At 70.7% G+C, this 15539-nt stretch carries 9 protein-coding genes; 1 reads left to right on the top strand and 8 read right to left on the bottom strand.

The window, feature by feature from the left end:
• Positions 1-74: 74 nt before the first annotated feature.
• The 8 genes from QFZ26_RS15645 to QFZ26_RS15610 form a co-directional block, all read right to left on the bottom strand.
• Entirely contained in the window at positions 75-3005 is a 2931-nt protein-coding gene (locus tag QFZ26_RS15645) for a transglutaminaseTgpA domain-containing protein (RefSeq protein WP_307043729.1), read from the bottom strand.
• Positions 3002-4327, bottom strand: coding sequence for a DUF58 domain-containing protein (locus QFZ26_RS15640; protein WP_307043727.1), 1326 nt, complete (start codon positions 4325-4327; stop codon positions 3002-3004). Before QFZ26_RS15640 ends, QFZ26_RS15645 begins: the two co-directional genes overlap by 4 nt.
• On the bottom strand, positions 4324-5295 hold the full coding sequence (locus QFZ26_RS15635) for an AAA family ATPase (RefSeq protein ID WP_307043725.1): 972 nt from the start codon (positions 5293-5295) through the stop codon (positions 4324-4326). Before QFZ26_RS15635 ends, QFZ26_RS15640 begins: the two co-directional genes overlap by 4 nt.
• 12 nt (positions 5296-5307) lie before the next feature.
• The gene (locus QFZ26_RS15630; protein WP_307043723.1) at positions 5308-6276 is read right to left on the bottom strand and encodes a hypothetical protein; all 969 of its coding nucleotides are present in this window, start codon (positions 6274-6276) and stop codon (positions 5308-5310) included.
• Positions 6233-11188 (bottom strand): Ig-like domain-containing protein, encoded by a 4956-nt coding sequence (locus tag QFZ26_RS15625; RefSeq protein ID WP_307043721.1) that lies wholly within the window; start codon positions 11186-11188, stop codon positions 6233-6235. The genes QFZ26_RS15630 and QFZ26_RS15625 overlap by 44 nt, the downstream gene beginning before the upstream one ends.
• A complete protein-coding gene (locus QFZ26_RS15620) occupies positions 11185-12594 on the bottom strand; it encodes a serine/threonine-protein kinase (protein ID WP_307043719.1) in 1410 nt (469 codons plus the stop codon). Before QFZ26_RS15620 ends, QFZ26_RS15625 begins: the two co-directional genes overlap by 4 nt.
• Positions 12595-12723: 129 nt before the next feature.
• A complete protein-coding gene (locus tag QFZ26_RS15615) occupies positions 12724-13551 on the bottom strand; it encodes a PP2C family protein-serine/threonine phosphatase (RefSeq protein WP_307043717.1) in 828 nt (275 codons plus the stop codon).
• A gap of 25 nt (positions 13552-13576) precedes the next feature.
• A complete protein-coding gene (locus QFZ26_RS15610) occupies positions 13577-14881 on the bottom strand; it encodes an FHA domain-containing protein (RefSeq protein WP_307043714.1) in 1305 nt (434 codons plus the stop codon).
• A 152-nt stretch (positions 14882-15033) separates the two neighbouring features.
• Between QFZ26_RS15610 and QFZ26_RS15605 the strand changes: the two genes are divergently transcribed.
• Positions 15034-15516 carry an Lrp/AsnC family transcriptional regulator gene (locus QFZ26_RS15605; RefSeq protein WP_307043713.1) on the top strand — a complete coding sequence of 161 codons (483 nt, stop codon included), beginning with the start codon at positions 15034-15036 and terminating at the stop codon, positions 15514-15516.
• Positions 15517-15539 lie beyond the last annotated feature (23 nt).

The raw sequence follows: 15539 nt of genomic DNA, 5'->3' as shown, positions 1-15539 counted from the left end.
CCGCGCATACATCTGTCGAGGAGGAGTCGCATGATCGCGCCCGACCTCGAGGCCGACGAGGCCGGACCGGGTCGTCAGTCGACGGTGAAGAACTGCTCGGCGAGCTCCACTCGGCTGCCGCGCGGCACGAGGTACCGACGCCCCGGCTCGCACCGCAATGCGCCGTCGTCGGGACGCCGCACGATCGTGCCGTTGCCCGAGAACCGGTCGGAAACCCAGAGGACCCCATCGTGTTCGCCGAACTCGAGATGGGTCTTGGACACCGACAGCGTCTGGTCGGCGATCTGCACGAGATGATCGAACACCTCGCCCGGTTGCGGCATCGGCCGCCTGCCGATGAGTCCGGCCCCGAAGACCGTTCGCGTCTCACCCGTGCTGAATCGGAGCACGAATCGCGCCGACGCGACCACGGGAGTCTGCTCCGGGCTGTCGACCGGTGCCTCACCGGCTGCCCGCTCGCGACCTGCCGGGTCGCCGATCGCGGTCGCCGCACGGAATCCGTCGACGGGGATGCTGATCACGCCGCTGCTCTGCCGCGCGGGGCGTTCGATCGCCGTCGTGTCGCCGGGCCGCGGGTCGGGGCGCCTGCGGGACTCGGGTGTCGCACTCGTGGAGCTGCCGCATTCGCCGCAGAACATCGCCCCCGCGGGCAGTTCCGCCCCGCAGATCCGACATGTCACGAACGCTCTCCCTTCCGGCTCACAGCGTACCCGCCGAGAGAGGTGAGGGAGACCGCTGCGCGCAGCCGCTCCCCGTCGGGTGCGGGGCGCACCGAGGCGCTCCTGGAGCTCGTCGACGGCGTCCCAGACGCGAAGATCGTCGCCGTCGTCGGGTCCGTCGGGCGCGAATGCGGCCCGGTCGACGACGGATGCGAGCACGAGCGGTGCGAGCCCACCCACCGTCGCCGCCTGCTCCGCCCGCGTCGCCGCCGGCTTGATCGGGTAGCCGAAATCGGCTGCGGAATCTGCGAACTCCTGCCAACCGCCCTCGATGCGCTCGGCTGCGGTCGCCGCGTTGCGTCGTAACCGGCGTCGCCTGAGCTTCGCGACGATGATCGCCAGGAACGGACTCGTGAGCACGGCGAGCCCCAAGAGCACGAATCCGGTGACGCTGAGCGCCCCGAACAGCACCTGCAACCAGGCATCGGCACCACCGTCGCCTTCATCGGGCGGCACGTCGGGATCGGCGGCGAGATCGTCGACGGGGGTGCGCTCGGCTGGCGGCGGCAACGCCGACTGGGGCCTCGAGACGATCGTCGGCTGGTCGGGTTCCCGGTCGGGAATCGGGCGGGGCTCCGGGTTGGGATCGATCGAGATCCACTCGCCCTTGGAGGTCTGCACCTCGATCCACGCCTGCCGGTCGCCGCTCCTGAACACCACGGAACCATCGCCGGATGTCGCATCTCCTGTGACGTCATCGGCTCCGCCGGCGACCTCCTCGTCGGCCGGCTGCACGTACCCCACGACCACGCGAGCCGGGAACCCGATCTCCCTCGCCATCAGGGCCGCCGCGGCGGCGTACTGTTCGCCGTCGCCGACCATCGGGCGTTCGGTCGCGAGTTCGTCCAGCCGATCGAGCGAGTGCCCCGACCGGCTCGGCGCGGCGTCGTCGAGGCCGTGGCTGACGTAGCCCTCGCGGTGGAAGCCGTTGATGACCCCCGCGAGGCGTTCGCCGGGAGCATCCGTCGCGGGTGCCCACGCGTCGAGCAGCTTCGCGAGCTGCTCCGGCAACTCGGGGGCCGGCGGCAAGACGCTCGTGCCGGGGCGCAGCGAGCCGAGGAGGACCGGATCGGTCGGCACCTTCGCCACAGCGCGATACTCGTCACCAGACTCCAGACCGCCCTGCACGGCCGCGGTGCCAGTGGCATCGTTGTAGAAGAACTCCTCCGCCAGCATCGCCGACCGCGGGCCATTGAACTCGATCTGCTCGAGCCGTCCGACCCCGGGCACCCAGATATCGTCGTACCCGAGCACCGAGACGTCGAGCTCGATCGACTCGCCGGGAGCCTCCGACTGGTCGAGCCGATACGGAACCCGGCTGAACTGGCCTGACGCGGCAGCGCCGTCGGCACCGCCCACGGCGTACACGATGCCGTCATAGCTGTCGAGCACGGCGATGCGGATACCTGATCCCACAGGCAGTCCGCGCACCTCGAACATCGGCACGTCCTCGACGTCGGCATCGAAGGCGGCGCGGAAGCCGGCGAGCGGGCTGTCGTGCGCCCGCGGTTCGAACGGCGGCTGCAGCTCGGCGCGGAGGACATTGCGATGCGGCGTCGGCATGGCCAGCGATGCCGCCGTCGAGCAGACGAGCGCGATCGCGACGAGCGCGGCCGCCCCGAGCACTCGCCGCGCGTCGGTCAACGCCGCCTCGACGCGACGGCCGCTCGTGATGGCCCGACGATTGGCGATCGACACGCGCACGAGCCACGCGACCGCGGTCACGAGGAAGGCCAGGCCCGCCTCGATCGAGAGCGTGTCGTGCACCACTCCGAAGCCGATGCCGGCGACCAGCAGCAGCGCGGGAGGGAAGACGGCAGTGGCGGGATACCTGCTCCGGAGCGCGATGGTGACGGCAGCCGTCGCAGCGATGAGACCGAGTAGGAACGGTGGCACGAGCAGCGTCTGGAAGGACCCGACGGGGACCGCGATGGTCACGAGCTGCTTCCACGAGAGCGCTGCGGCCGATACGAGCTCGACGAGGCCCGCCGGTGTCGGCAGGATGCCGGCGATCGCTCGTCCGGGCACCGCCGCAGGTACACCCAGCACAAGGTATGCACCGAACATCGTGACGACGACCGCCCAGGCCGGGAGTCGGAACCGAGCGCCGGCCACCCCCATCGCGGTGCCTGCGATGATCGCCACCACGGCGGCGACGATGAAGGCCGGACTCTCGTAGATCGGCCACCACGGGATCATCGCGGCGGCGAGCATGGCCACGACGAGCACCACGGTGATGGCCGTCGGCCAGAACCGACGCGCCCCCGCCGCGCTCCGGGTGTTCACGCGACCGACGCCGATCTCGCGAGCATCGCGCGCAGGTCTTCGAGGTACCCGATGCCGAAGACGGTGAGGCCGGCGATCGTGCGAGCCGACGGCTCGCCCTCGGGCGCGCATTGCACCGCGATCGCCTCGATGCCCATCGGCAACCTCGTCACGGCAGCACGAAGCGGGGTGACGCCGCGCGCGGTTCCGGTGACGAGGAACGCGAGCGACACGCCGGCGAGCGACTCGGCCGCCGCGCGTGCGACGTCGGGCAGCATCGCCGACCGGTCGTCGATCTCGACGAGGCAGAGGGCGTCGAGCAGGCGATCACGGGAGACGGTCGGCAGCTCGCGCATCGCGCCGCCGTGGGTGGGCGCGCCGGGGCGGAGGCGGCCGGACACGACGAATGAGACGGTGCGGGCGTCGCGGATCGCGCGCGCCCCCACCGAGGCGGCGGCGCTCACGGCGAGCTCGAACTCCGCGGCATCCGCATACGCACCCGGCTCGAGGTCGAGGATGATCATCAGCCGGCTGCGCCGCGTCTCCTCGAACTGGCGCACCATGAAGGTGCCGGTCTTGGCCGAGCTCTTCCAGTGGATGAATCGCCGGTCGTCACCGGGCACGTACTCGCGCAGGGCATGGAAGGCGATGTCGCTCGCGGTGAGGTCACGAGTGGGCGAACCCTCGAGGTCGCGGATGAACCCCGTGCTGAGTGCGGTGATCGGCACGGTACGCGGATGCACGTGCAGCTCGGCCGTCTCGGACCAGACGATCTCCCGACGCATCAGCCCGATCGGGTCGGCGCGCACGGTGCGCGCCGGGCCCACCGGCACGATTCCGCGCCGCTCGGTCGGGATGGGGAACTGCTCGTCGAAGGCGCCGCCGCGTGGCAACCCTGGCAGCACCCGTTCGACGACGCGCATGCCCACCGGCAACTCGAGCTGGACCCCGGCGAACCGGCGGCGACCCGGGTTCGCGGCGATGAGGCGAGCCTCTGCGGGCTCGCCGACCACGACCCGCGCGGCGGGCAGCACGAGGCGGATTGTGCCGGCGCCACGGCCGATGAGCCACACGGATGCCGCGGCCACGAGCACCGCGAGACCCCATCCGAGCGCGATGAGCTCGAGCCAGCCCCACCCGTAGCCCGCGGTGAGCGAGACGACCGCGGCCGCGACGAAGGCCCACCCGAGAGGCGTGACGACGCCCCGAACGGCCCGCGCCCATTCGAGGACCACAGCCCAACCGGCGGCCGCCCACGCGACGGCACGCCCGATGACGACCGCGAGCAGGCCCTCTCTCTTGGCGTCCTCGGGAATCGATGTGCGGGTCCGGGTGAGGGTCACACCGCCTGCCTGGTCGAGGGTGGCGGCGTCTCGATCAGCACCTGCGCGATCATGTTCGAGGCGGTGACGCCGTCGAACTCGGCCTCGGGGTCGAGGATGAGGCGGTGCGCGAGCACGGGCTCGGCGAGCGCCTTCACGTCGTCGGGCACGACATAGTGCCGGCCGCGGCCGGCCGCGTGCGTCTTCGCCGCGCGGATCAGCGCGAGCGCGCCGCGCACGCTGACGCCGAGACGCACCTCGCGGGCGGTGCGGGTCGCGTCGACGAGGCGTGAGACGTAGTCGTGGATCGTGGGGTCGACGTACACGGTGCGGGCCAGCGCCGCCATGTCGACGATCTCCTCGGGTGAGAGCTGCACTTCGACGCGGAGCTCGTGGGCCCGGTGATCGGCGCCTTCGAGGATCCGGATCGTCGACGCATGGTCGGGATAGCCGATCGAGGAGCGCATGAGGAACCGGTCGAGCTGCGCCTCGGGAAGTCGATAGGTGCCGGCCTGCTCGACCGGGTTCTGCGTGGCGATGACCATGAACGGATGCCCCACGAGGTGGGATTGCCCGTCGACGGTGACCTGCCCCTCCTCCATGACCTCGAGCAGTGCCGACTGGGTCTTCGGGCTCGCACGGTTGATCTCGTCGGCGAGGACGATGTTCGCGAAGACCGGGCCGGGGTGGAACTCGAACACGCTCGACCGCTGGTCGTACACCGTGACGCCCGTGATGTCACCGGGGAGGAGGTCGGGGGTGAACTGCACGCGGTTGCTCGAGCCCGACACGGACTGCGCCATGGCGCGTGCGAGCGAGGTCTTGCCGGTGCCCGGGACGTCGTCGAGCAGGAGGTGACCCTCGCTGAGGAAGGCGGTGAATGCGAGCCGAACGACCCGATTCTTGCCGAGCAGCACCTGCTCGACCGCGCCGACGAGTCGATCGAGACTCGCGGCGAACGCGGTCGCCTGCTCGGGGGACATCGTCATGTGGGCTCCTTCTCAGCGGTTCCAGTAGCGGACGATGACGCCCGCGACTTCAACATCCAACCAGACCCGATCATCCTTGTTCGCCTCGGGGATGGTGCAACTGTTCGCCGTCTGCGCGATGCGGCCCTCGCGTTCACCGTCGATGCCGCATCGGAATGTCACTGGCAGCCCCGAGTTCGCGGGCGGGGCGGTCCATGCCCACGTCGCGACCGGCGCGGCGGTCCACGTGCGACTCGGCAGGGCGAAGGTGAGCGACGGGCTCGTCTCGGAGGGCAGCGTCTGCGACCACGGCCCGCACGAGCCCCAGATGGAGCATCCGCGCACCTGGAATCGGGCGGTCTCGCCGAACGGCCGGCTGAGCAGGCTGCGGAGCCAGCCCGACCCGCGGAAGTCCTTCACCGTTCCGGGGATCTGGGCTCCACCGGCATCGACCGCGACGATCTGGTAGCGCCACGCGCTGCCGTCGATGCCGTCGATGTAGCGATCCCAGGTCTCGGCGTCCATCCAGTCCATCTTGCTCTGCACGCCCACACTGCCCGGTGCCGGCCGCACGACGGTGCCGACCACCTCGGTGTTGACACAGCCGGCACGGTTGAAGCCCCACACGAGGAAGGAGTACCGGGCGGACTCCGTGGCGGTGCCGGCGAACTGCACGCTCGAGGCATCCGGGCCCACCTGCACGACCTCCGCGACGGTGCCGCCGCTCGACGGTGCGACGACGCTGCCTGGTGCGGGACTCGTCACGGAGCACGCCTGCGCGCCGGAGGGAACACCCGACTCCCCCTCGATGAGCCGCTGGACGAAGTAGCCGCCGATCGCATCGCCGTTGCCCGAGAAGGGCGACCACGACACGGTGACCGTGCCCGCGAGCGCATCGCCGTTCACGGTGATGCCGCCGGCGATCGGCGATCCGAATGGCGTACCCGTGCCACCGGCTTCAGTCCACGTCGCGAGCGCGGGGGTAGGCCTGATTGCGGGCACTCACCGAGAACGGAACCTGGCTGCCGTTGTCGAGGGGCTGGGAGTCGGCGCTGCAGACCGTCGCCGTGCACGCACCCGATGCGGGAACCTCTCGGGAGACGCCCGCGACGGTGACCACGTAGGAACTCACCGCGCTGCCGGAGCCGGTCGACACGGGTGCCCATTGGATGCGCAGCCTGCCGTCGAGCGGAACGGCTCGAAGGCCGCTCGGGGCGCCCGGGATGACGTCCGACCAGACCGGTCCGGGCGCTTCGACCGGGTCGGAGAGTCCGACGCCGTTCCTCGCCTGCACGCGGAGCATCACGGCATTGGACTGGCCGTTGCCGGGCGTGGGCACCGTGCAGGTGGTGGCGACGCAGTCGGCGGTGGAGAGCACCTCGCGGCTCGATGGTTCGAGGAGGGAGATCTCGTAGCCGACGATCGGCGAGTTGTTGAAGCCGCCCGCACCGAACGCGACGTCGAGGGTACCGTCGCCGAAGCCGGTGACGCTCGCGCCGGTGACGGGGTCGGGACGATCCTGCACGGAGATCGTGACGGTGCCCCACGCGTACCGGCTCGGGTCGTCGGTCGCATCGGCGACCTGGTACTGCACCGTCGTGTTCATGGGCGCTGCTCGATCGCCGACGGTGACCGCGAGCGTCGATCGATCGGCACTGGGCTCGATCGAGACTCCGTCGGGCAGGCTGTCGGCGTCGATGCCGCGGACGCCGACGACCCGGAGCGGCGTGCCGGGGAACGGGTTGGTGGCCCGGTCGTTCGCGAGCACGTCGATCGAGGTTGTGCGCCCACGCGGGGCGATGGCGCTGTCGGCGGCGGGCTGGGCGAGCGGACGGGTCGACGGCACGACGCGCACGTCGATGCGGCCGGCACGGCCCTCGCCGGCGTCGTCGGCGACGCCGATCGCGATCGCGGCCGGTGTCCCCTTGACGGCCGACTCCTCGGCCTCGACCGTCAGCTCGTTGCCGTCGAGCGAAACGCTGAAGCCCACGGCGGCGGGCGCGAGTATCTCGAATACCAGATCGTCCGTCGAGTCGGGGTATGGGTAGGTCGTCAGCTTGACGAGGTCGATCGTCTTCGACTGCCCCGGCTCGAAGTCGATGACGCCACCGGTGAACACCGGCGGCTGGTTCTCGGTCGGGAGCACGGTGATCGGGATCACGATCGTTCCCGTTCGGCCCTCGGGGTCGACCGCGGACTCGCCATCGGTCACGGTGAACGACAGGGATGCCGGTCCGAAGTAGCCGGGTTCGCTTCGGTACCGCAGCGTGTCCTCGTCGACGGCGAGCCCGGTGCCGTCGTCGTGGGACGCGCCCACGCTCGCGGTGTCGGTCAAGCGCACCGGCTTGCCGGACGCGGCGATGACGTAGTCTTCGAGGTCGAGCCGCACCTCCTTGCCGCTCATGACGCGAACGCGAGGCGCATCGCTGCGCAACTGCGGGAGCGCGTCATCACGGCCGGGAACCCAGATGAACGCCTGCGCCGTGATCGACGCGTCTTCGGGATGCCGCACCAGGAATGGGATGATTCGCCGGCGATCTTCGACCTCCACGCGGATCGTGCCGTTGCGGCGCACCTCCGCGCCGGCCTCGAAGCCGGGGACGAGTTCGACCGCGAGGTCGCTCACGTCGCCGTCGGCCAGGAACACGTTGCGCAGCACCGGCACATCGATGCGCTCGACGTCGAGGATGTCGCTGAGTCCGAGTACCGTATCGGACGCCTCTGGGCGCGCGAGGGGCGCGTCGTCGCTCGCCTCCACGGTGAGGAAGGTGTCGGCAGTGCCCAGACGGTCGTTCTCGATGGAGTAGACGAAGCCGTAGCGGCCCTCCACATCGGGAATGGTCACCTCGAGGTGCGTGTCGTCGATGATGACGGCAGTCGCCCCGTCGACCGTGGCCTCGACACCGACGAGCCGCAGCGGCCCGCCGTCGGGGTCGGAGTCGTTCTCGAGCACGCGGACCGAGATGGTGCGCCCCGGCCGCACGGTGACGGTGTCCTCCACCGCGATGGGCGCGCGGGCTCCGTCGGCGCGTGGGGCGATGCCGACGCGCACCGATCCGATCGCTCGGGCACCCAGCGCGTCGACGACGGCGTACTGGAAGCTGTCGGTGCCGCCCGAGTACTCCCCCGCCTGGTACTCGAGCCAATCGGCACCCCGCGCGGTCACGTTGCCGCGCTCGGGGTTGGACTCCTGGCCGATGAGCTGCACCGAGTCGCCGTCGGGATCGACGCCGCCGAGCGGGATCGGGATCCGCACCGTCTCTCCGGCGATGACTCTGGCCGTGATGGTGGAGGGCACCGGTGGCGTGTTCGTCTCGGGGTCCGCCTCGCGTACCGAGATGTGGACGTTCGCCGTGGCGTATTGGCCATCGGGACCGTCGACCCGGTAGATCGCGTCGAATTCGCCGGCGGTGTCGGGGGCGAAGTAGCGAAGGCGGTCGCCGGCCGCGAACAGGAGGCCGTCTTCCGGAAGCTGGATGAGCTCGGGGGCGAGGACGAGCGGAAGCGCGTCGGGATGCTCGTCGTTCGCGAGCACCGCGATGTCGATGACATCGCCGGTTCGTGCCGAGATCGTGTCTGCCGAGGCGACGGGCGGCTGGGCGATCTCGGGTTGCGGCACCTCGACGAGGGTCACCTCGCCTTCGGCCTCGGCGAGCCCGTTGCTCACGCGATACCCGAACGTCGTCGAGCCGGTTTCAAGCGGCCGGGTCAGGGTGACACGGAGCACCCGGTGATCGATGACCTCGATGCGGGCGCCCTCCGCGGCGTCGGCGCCGACGATCCCGGTGACGACGAGCACCCCGCCTGTGGGGTCGATGTCGGTCGCGAGCACGTCGACGTCGACCGGCTGCTGCGCCCGGAGGAACGCGGTGTGCGGCACGGTGATCGGCGTGATGTCACGATCGGGCGGCGCCGACACGTCGACGCGCACCACGCCGGTCGCGGTCGTCGTGCCGTCGGTCACCGTGTACTCGAGCAAGTGCGTGCGCAACGCTGCGCTCGTGAACCGGAAGGATCCGCCGTCGAAGTCGGGCATGAGCGCCGCATCGGGCTTCGCCGGCACGGCGGTGAGCCGCACCTGCCCCGAGCCGCCGCGCACGTGACGGAGCGGGTCGATGCGGATCTCCTGGCCCGCTGTCGCGAGCGCCACGAAGGGATCGGCGATGAGCGGCACATCGCCCGCCGCCGCCACCTCGACGTCAAGGGAGCCGACCGCTGCGTCGCGGCCGTCGGAGACCGTGAGCGAGACGCGGCGCTCGGATCCGCGGCCGTTCCCCTCGTCGAAGACGACGATTCCGTCGGCTGTCGATGACAGCGAGTCGGGCTCCTCCACGAGGGCCTGTTGCAGAAAGAACGGGTCGCCGTCGGGGTCGACCCAGTCACCGAGCACCGGCGTGCTCACTCGTCCACCTGATGCGACGGTCGCGTGGGTCGAGCGTTGCTGCGCCGGCGGGGCATTCTCGTCGGGCTCCCGTACCTCCACGTGCACCATGGCACGCGCGGCTCCCCCGCGACCGTCGCCCGCCACGTACGCGAAGGAGATGCTGCCGGATGCCGCGTCGTCGAGCGTGAGCTGCAGCTGCTGGTTGTCGGAGACACGGTCGAGGGTCACGCCGGCCGGCAGCTCACCGTCGATCGAGTCGACGACGAGCACGTCGCCGTTGGCGTCGTAGTCGTTCAGGAGGACCGGCAGCAACGTCGAGCGCCCCGGCCTGGCACCGAACGAATCGTCGACCACGACCGGCGGCACCTGACTCTTCTCGATCGTCGGCGGCGTGTTCGGGTCGTTCTGCTCGACGGTCTCCTCGTCGCGCTCGATCGCGAGGAGCTCATCCCAGTTGTCGATGAGTCCGTAGTCGGCGGATGCCGCCCAGGTCTTCCCCGAACGCCGGTCGTTCAGCACGAGCGCGTCACCGTTGGCGAGGAACGACAGGTCGCCGGATCCCGTGGCCTCATCGCGCTCGACGAGTCGATGGTCGGGTGCCGCGCACGATCGCCAGGCAGACCCGAGCGCCCACGCGGCGTGGAGGCATCCATCGTGCACCACCGGAGCAGCCGGCTCTCCGGAGCGACGGTCGACGAGTGTGCGCGGCGTGCCGTCGAGCCCGACCGCGATGAGCCCCGTGCGGTGGCCGATCGCCACCTCGTGGCCCGTCAGCGAGGGGGCCTGCAGCACGGGCGCCTGCCCGGGCTCGAGCACGCTCGACAGGTCGACGCGGCCGCTCTCGAGGTGGAGCACGCGTGCGTCGACGTCGAGCACCGCCCAGTGCCCCGCCACCGAGGTGACCTGCACCTCCGGGTCTCCGGCAAGTGGGTCGAGCTGCCAGCGCGACGCGACCGTCTCGGCGTCGGCCGCGTCGACGAGCGCGACGTCGCCTGTGGACGGGGTGTAGGCGAACAACCTGCCGGCCGCATCGACTGAGGTGACCGCCCCGGCGCCGAAGGTCAGCATGGGCTCGGACTCCGAATCGAACTCGGCGAACTCGTCGACCGGGACCGTCCACACGTCGCCGCCGGCGGCGACGACGATCCGCGTGCCGGCGAGCGCGAGCGACGGGTCGTCTGGGGGCACGGCCACCGTCTCGGTGAGGGCCGAAGTGGTGGCGTCGAGCAGTCCGACGCTCGCGCGATCGGGGTCGAGCACGAGCACCGTCGATCCGTCTTGCACGATTTCCGCGCCGCGTCCGCCGGTCACGACCACGGAGTTCAGCTCGAGCACTGCGGTGTTCGCCCGCCCAACCGCCTGAGCCCGGTCGTTCGCCACCCACACGGCGGCATCGCCGAGATCGACCCGCTGTGCGGCGTACCCGCCGGATGCGATGGCGACGCCGGCGACGACTGCGACGACCACGGTCACGGCGCCGGCCGTGAGGAACGCTGAGCGATGCGCGGACAAGCGAGGTGTTTCCATCATCCGGCCTCATCGACGTCGACGCAGCGCTGGGCGCTGGGCTTGCCGGACTTGCCGTCGCGGGTCACCGTGATGCTCGCGCACACTCGGTCGCCGTCGTCGGCGTTCACCGCGAACACCGGTTCTCGCTGCATCGGCCATGCCGTTCCGCCGACGGTGACGATGTACGCATCGCCATCGGCGAGGCCCGGATCGTTCCAGGTGAACGTCACGGCAGTGCCGTCGAACGTGCCCTGCACATCGGTGACGACCGGGATCGATCGGTTGCTCTGGATCACGACGTAGGCGCCTGCCGCGACGAGTGCCACGAGGAGTGTCGCGACGATCGAGATGCCCCATGCGAGGCGCCGCGCCGATGGCGGTGAGGGGCGCCCTCGCCCAGTGCCGGACTCGTGCAGGCGGGAATCGGCGCTCGCCGCCGTTGCGACGTTCCGCGAAGCGGCGCGGCGACGGCGACGACTGCCGACGTCATCGGATGCGTGGATGCCGCTGATGCGCGTGCGGTCGTCGGCGTCGACGGCCGTGGCGAGCGCCCAGTCGTCCATCGCGACCTCGATGGGGGTCTGCGGCAGTCCGAGCTCCTCTTCGACGGACTGCAGGTCGCGGATGAACTCGAGCACGCTCGCTTGGCGATCGCTCGGGCGGCGCGACATCGCGCGCGCGAGCACTCGCTCGAGGCTCATCGGTGCGTCGACCCGACCGGTCGGGACGAGCCGTGCCTTGTCGATGCGGGCCATCAGCTGCGCCGAGGCGTTGTCGCCACCCGGAACCTCGAACGGGCTCCGCCCCGCGAGCAGCGAGTACACCGTCGCACCGAGCGACCAGACCTCGCTCGCCACGCTGCCGGACACGTCGTCGTGCAGCACCTCGGGCGCCGACCACGGGATCGACAGGCCCACGTTGTCGTTCGCCTCGGCTTCGCCGAGGGTGGCGGCGATGCCGAAGTCGGAGAGCACCGGATGACCGTATGCGGTCGTGAGAATGTTCGACGGCTTGATGTCGCGGTGCAGCACGCCCTGCCGATGGGCGGTCTCGACCGCGCTCGCGATGCGCACACCGGTGGAGAGCACTTCGGCGATCGGCAGCTGCACCGCCCGGTAGCGCTGCCCGAGCGTGGCGGAGCAGTACTCCATGACAAGGTACGGCCTGCCGTCGGCGGCGACGCTCGCCTGGTACACCGTGAGGATCGAGGGGTGCGACGACAGCTGCGCCATCAGGTTGGCCTCGGCCTGGAACATCTGCCGCAGGTCGTCGTTGACGACCTCGGCGAGCAGCACCTTCACGGCCACGAGCCGACGTGGCATGTTCTGCTCGTAGAGGAACACGTCGGCGAATCCACCCGACCCGAGCACGCGGATGAACGCGAAGCCCGGCAGGTTGGGCGGGTTGGATGGCAGTCGTCGGGCCACGATCCTCCCAGCGCTCGAGTCCTACACGCTGCCCGGTGCCGGCGGCGTCCGGTGCCACCCATTGTAGGCGGCGGCGGATCCTGCTGCTCTGCCTGTGCACAGGCGACCGGCGTACGCCGGTCGTGCCGGTCAGGCTCTGGCCGTCTCGCCGCCCTCACCCGGATGCCCGCCGTGGGGACGCGCGACCCTCACGACGTCGACGACGACGACCGTCACGTTGTCGCGACCGCCGTTGCCGATGGCGGCCTCGAGGAGTTGCCGCGCGGCCTTCTCACTCTTCGCGTTGGCGACGAGGAAGTGACGGATGCCGTACGACGTGAGCTCTTTCGTGAGCCCGTCGGAACAGATGAGGAGGCGCATGCCCTCCTCGACCGCGATCGCGCGATAGTCGGGGATCGGTGCCTCATGGAAGCCCACGGCGCGGGTGATGACGTTCGAGTGGGGGTGGGTGTCGGCCTCTTCGCGAGTGATCTGGCCGGCATCGACGAGCTCCTGCACGATCGAGTGATCGACGGTGAGCTGTTCGAGCACGCCGCCCACGAGACGGTAGACGCGGGAGTCGCCGATGTTGAACACGATCCACGCCGGCTCGTCGGCGATCGTGCCGAGCGCTGCCCCCGTGACGGTCGTGCCGCTGCCCTCGTCGGTGACGCCGGCGCCGCGGCCCATGTCCTGCACTGCCAGGCGCAGCGCCTGGTCGATCTCGGGGGTGCCGACGAGCGTCTTGCCGCCGTGCTCGGCGAGCCGGGTCACCACGGCTGCACTCGCGAAGTCGCCAGCGGCATGACCGCCCATGCCGTCGGCGACGGCGAACACCGGGGCCTGCGCGATGAAGCTGTCTTCGTTGACCTCGCGCCGGAGTCCGGTGTCGGTGAGCGCAGCCCACGAGAGGGTGATCTCGGTGCCGTCGGGGAGGGAGACCCGATGGAGTGCATTGCCATTGCCTATCTGCGTCACCTGTTCGGCCTGCTGTCTGCTCGGGTCACTCGATCGAAGTTCCTGGGGCGGGGAGGATCTCGACGATCGTATCGTCTCCGAGGTCGAGCCTGCTGCCCGGAGTGACGACGACCGACTCGCCGGCCCGCATGCGCCGCGCGCCGGCTGCGGTGTGCACCGTCGTGCCGTTCGTCGAGCGCAAGTCGGTCGCGACCAGCCGCGTTCCCTCGAGCCGAAGTTCCAGGTGCGTTCCGGAGACGACCGACCCGGGCGACTCGACCGTGACGAGCTCGGGTGGCGGTCCGGCGAGACCGGCGACTCTCGGCGGCATCGGACGGCGACCGATGAGCACCGGCGCCGTGAACACGCGTTCCGGCCCTTCGCCGACGCGGAACCGCGGCGCGCCCGGGGGCGGCACGGGAGCCGGAACCCTCGCGGCGGCGGGCGGATCGGCCGCCGTCTGCTTCGCGCGCCCGAGGCTGCTGCCGGTCGCGCGCGGTCGCGGGTCCCGTGCCGCCAGATCAGCGGATGCCGCGGCATCCGCCCCATCGTGCATCGATGGCGTACCGGCACCACCGGGGTCGCCGAGCGCTCGTCGCGTCGAGGGAACGCCGTCGAGGTCGACCGTCAACGGCGTCTGCACCGGGCGATCACCGCGACGGCGACGCGATGCCCGCGGCGTGAGGATCGTGTCGGCCTCGACATGTCTCGGCGGCGCGGCGAGCACGGTGTCGGCATCGGCCACGCGCCGGCGCACCAGGACCGTGTCGGCGGCGACGTCAGGATCGGCATGCGCGATCGGCGGTGCCGCGATCGTCGGCCGTGTCGACCCCGGCGCCCCAGGCGCCCCCGGCGCCCCCTGCTGCGACGGCCGTGCGAGCGTCCACTCGATCGACGACGCACGCACGCTCGCGCGGGCGTGCGGCACGGGGTCCACCGCGGCGCCGACCGGGAGGAGCGCTGCTTCGACGCCGGTGAGCCGCACCGCGATCACGTCGTGGAAGTCCGCGAGGAGCCAGGGCCGGCTGCCCCTGGCATCGAAGCGCCGACTGCCCCCGGGCGAGTCGAGGTCGACGACGGCATCTCCGCGCACGACCGCGGTCACCTCCGTCCACGTGTCGGCCGGCCACCAGACGAGGGCGAACGACCCGACGGGATCGGCGCGACCGATGGGAACAAGCCCGACCAGCCGCTCGACCGTGGGGTCGGGGTCGCCCGCGGCCTCGGCGAGCGCGGCGAGCACCGCCTCTGGAGCGGGCGCACCGACGGCCGCGATGAAGCGGTCGCCGACGATCACGTCCCAGGCGGGCGCACCGCGCTGGGCGGAACTCGAGACGGCTCCGGCGACCATGTCGACCAGTCTGGCACTGCCGCGGACCGCGCCACACCCCTCGGTGCTCGGTCGTGGCGGACGAATCGTGGGATATGTGGAATCAGTCGAATCAGCGCGAATATTCGACGGAATCGCTTGCCAGAGGCATCCGTCACTGTCACAATCGTGCAATGACGAACACCGGGCGTTCCTCCCCACCGCGGCCCGTGCATCTCGACGACGTCTCGAAGGCGATCATCGAGCAGTTGCAAGCCGACGGTCGGCGTTCGTATGCCGACATCGGCAAGGCCGTCGGGCTCTCCGAGGCTGCCGTGCGCCAGCGCGTGCAGCGTCTCACGGAGTCGGGCGTGATGCAGATTGTCGCGGTGACCGACCCGATGCAGCTCGGATTCACACGCCAGGCGATGATCGGCATTCGTGCCGGCGGCGACACCAGGGTGCTCGCCGAGCGCATCGCCGAGATCCCCGAGATCGACTACGTCGTGCTCACGGCCGGCAGCTTCGACGTGCTGGCCGAGGTCGTTTGCGAGAACGACGAGGAGCTCATCACCCTGCTCAACTCCCGCATCCGCAACCTCGAGGGCGTGCAGAGCACCGAGACGTTCGTCTACCTGAAGCTGCAGAAGCAGTTCTACAACTGGGGCACCCGTTGAACGGGTCCCCCCGAAGGAGCACA

This window comes from Agromyces ramosus, assembly GCF_030817175.1.
Classification (GTDB): domain Bacteria; phylum Actinomycetota; class Actinomycetes; order Actinomycetales; family Microbacteriaceae; genus Agromyces; species Agromyces ramosus_A.
The sequence above is the reverse complement of the archived record's forward strand: the minus strand, read 5'-3'. Positions and strand labels throughout refer to the sequence as shown.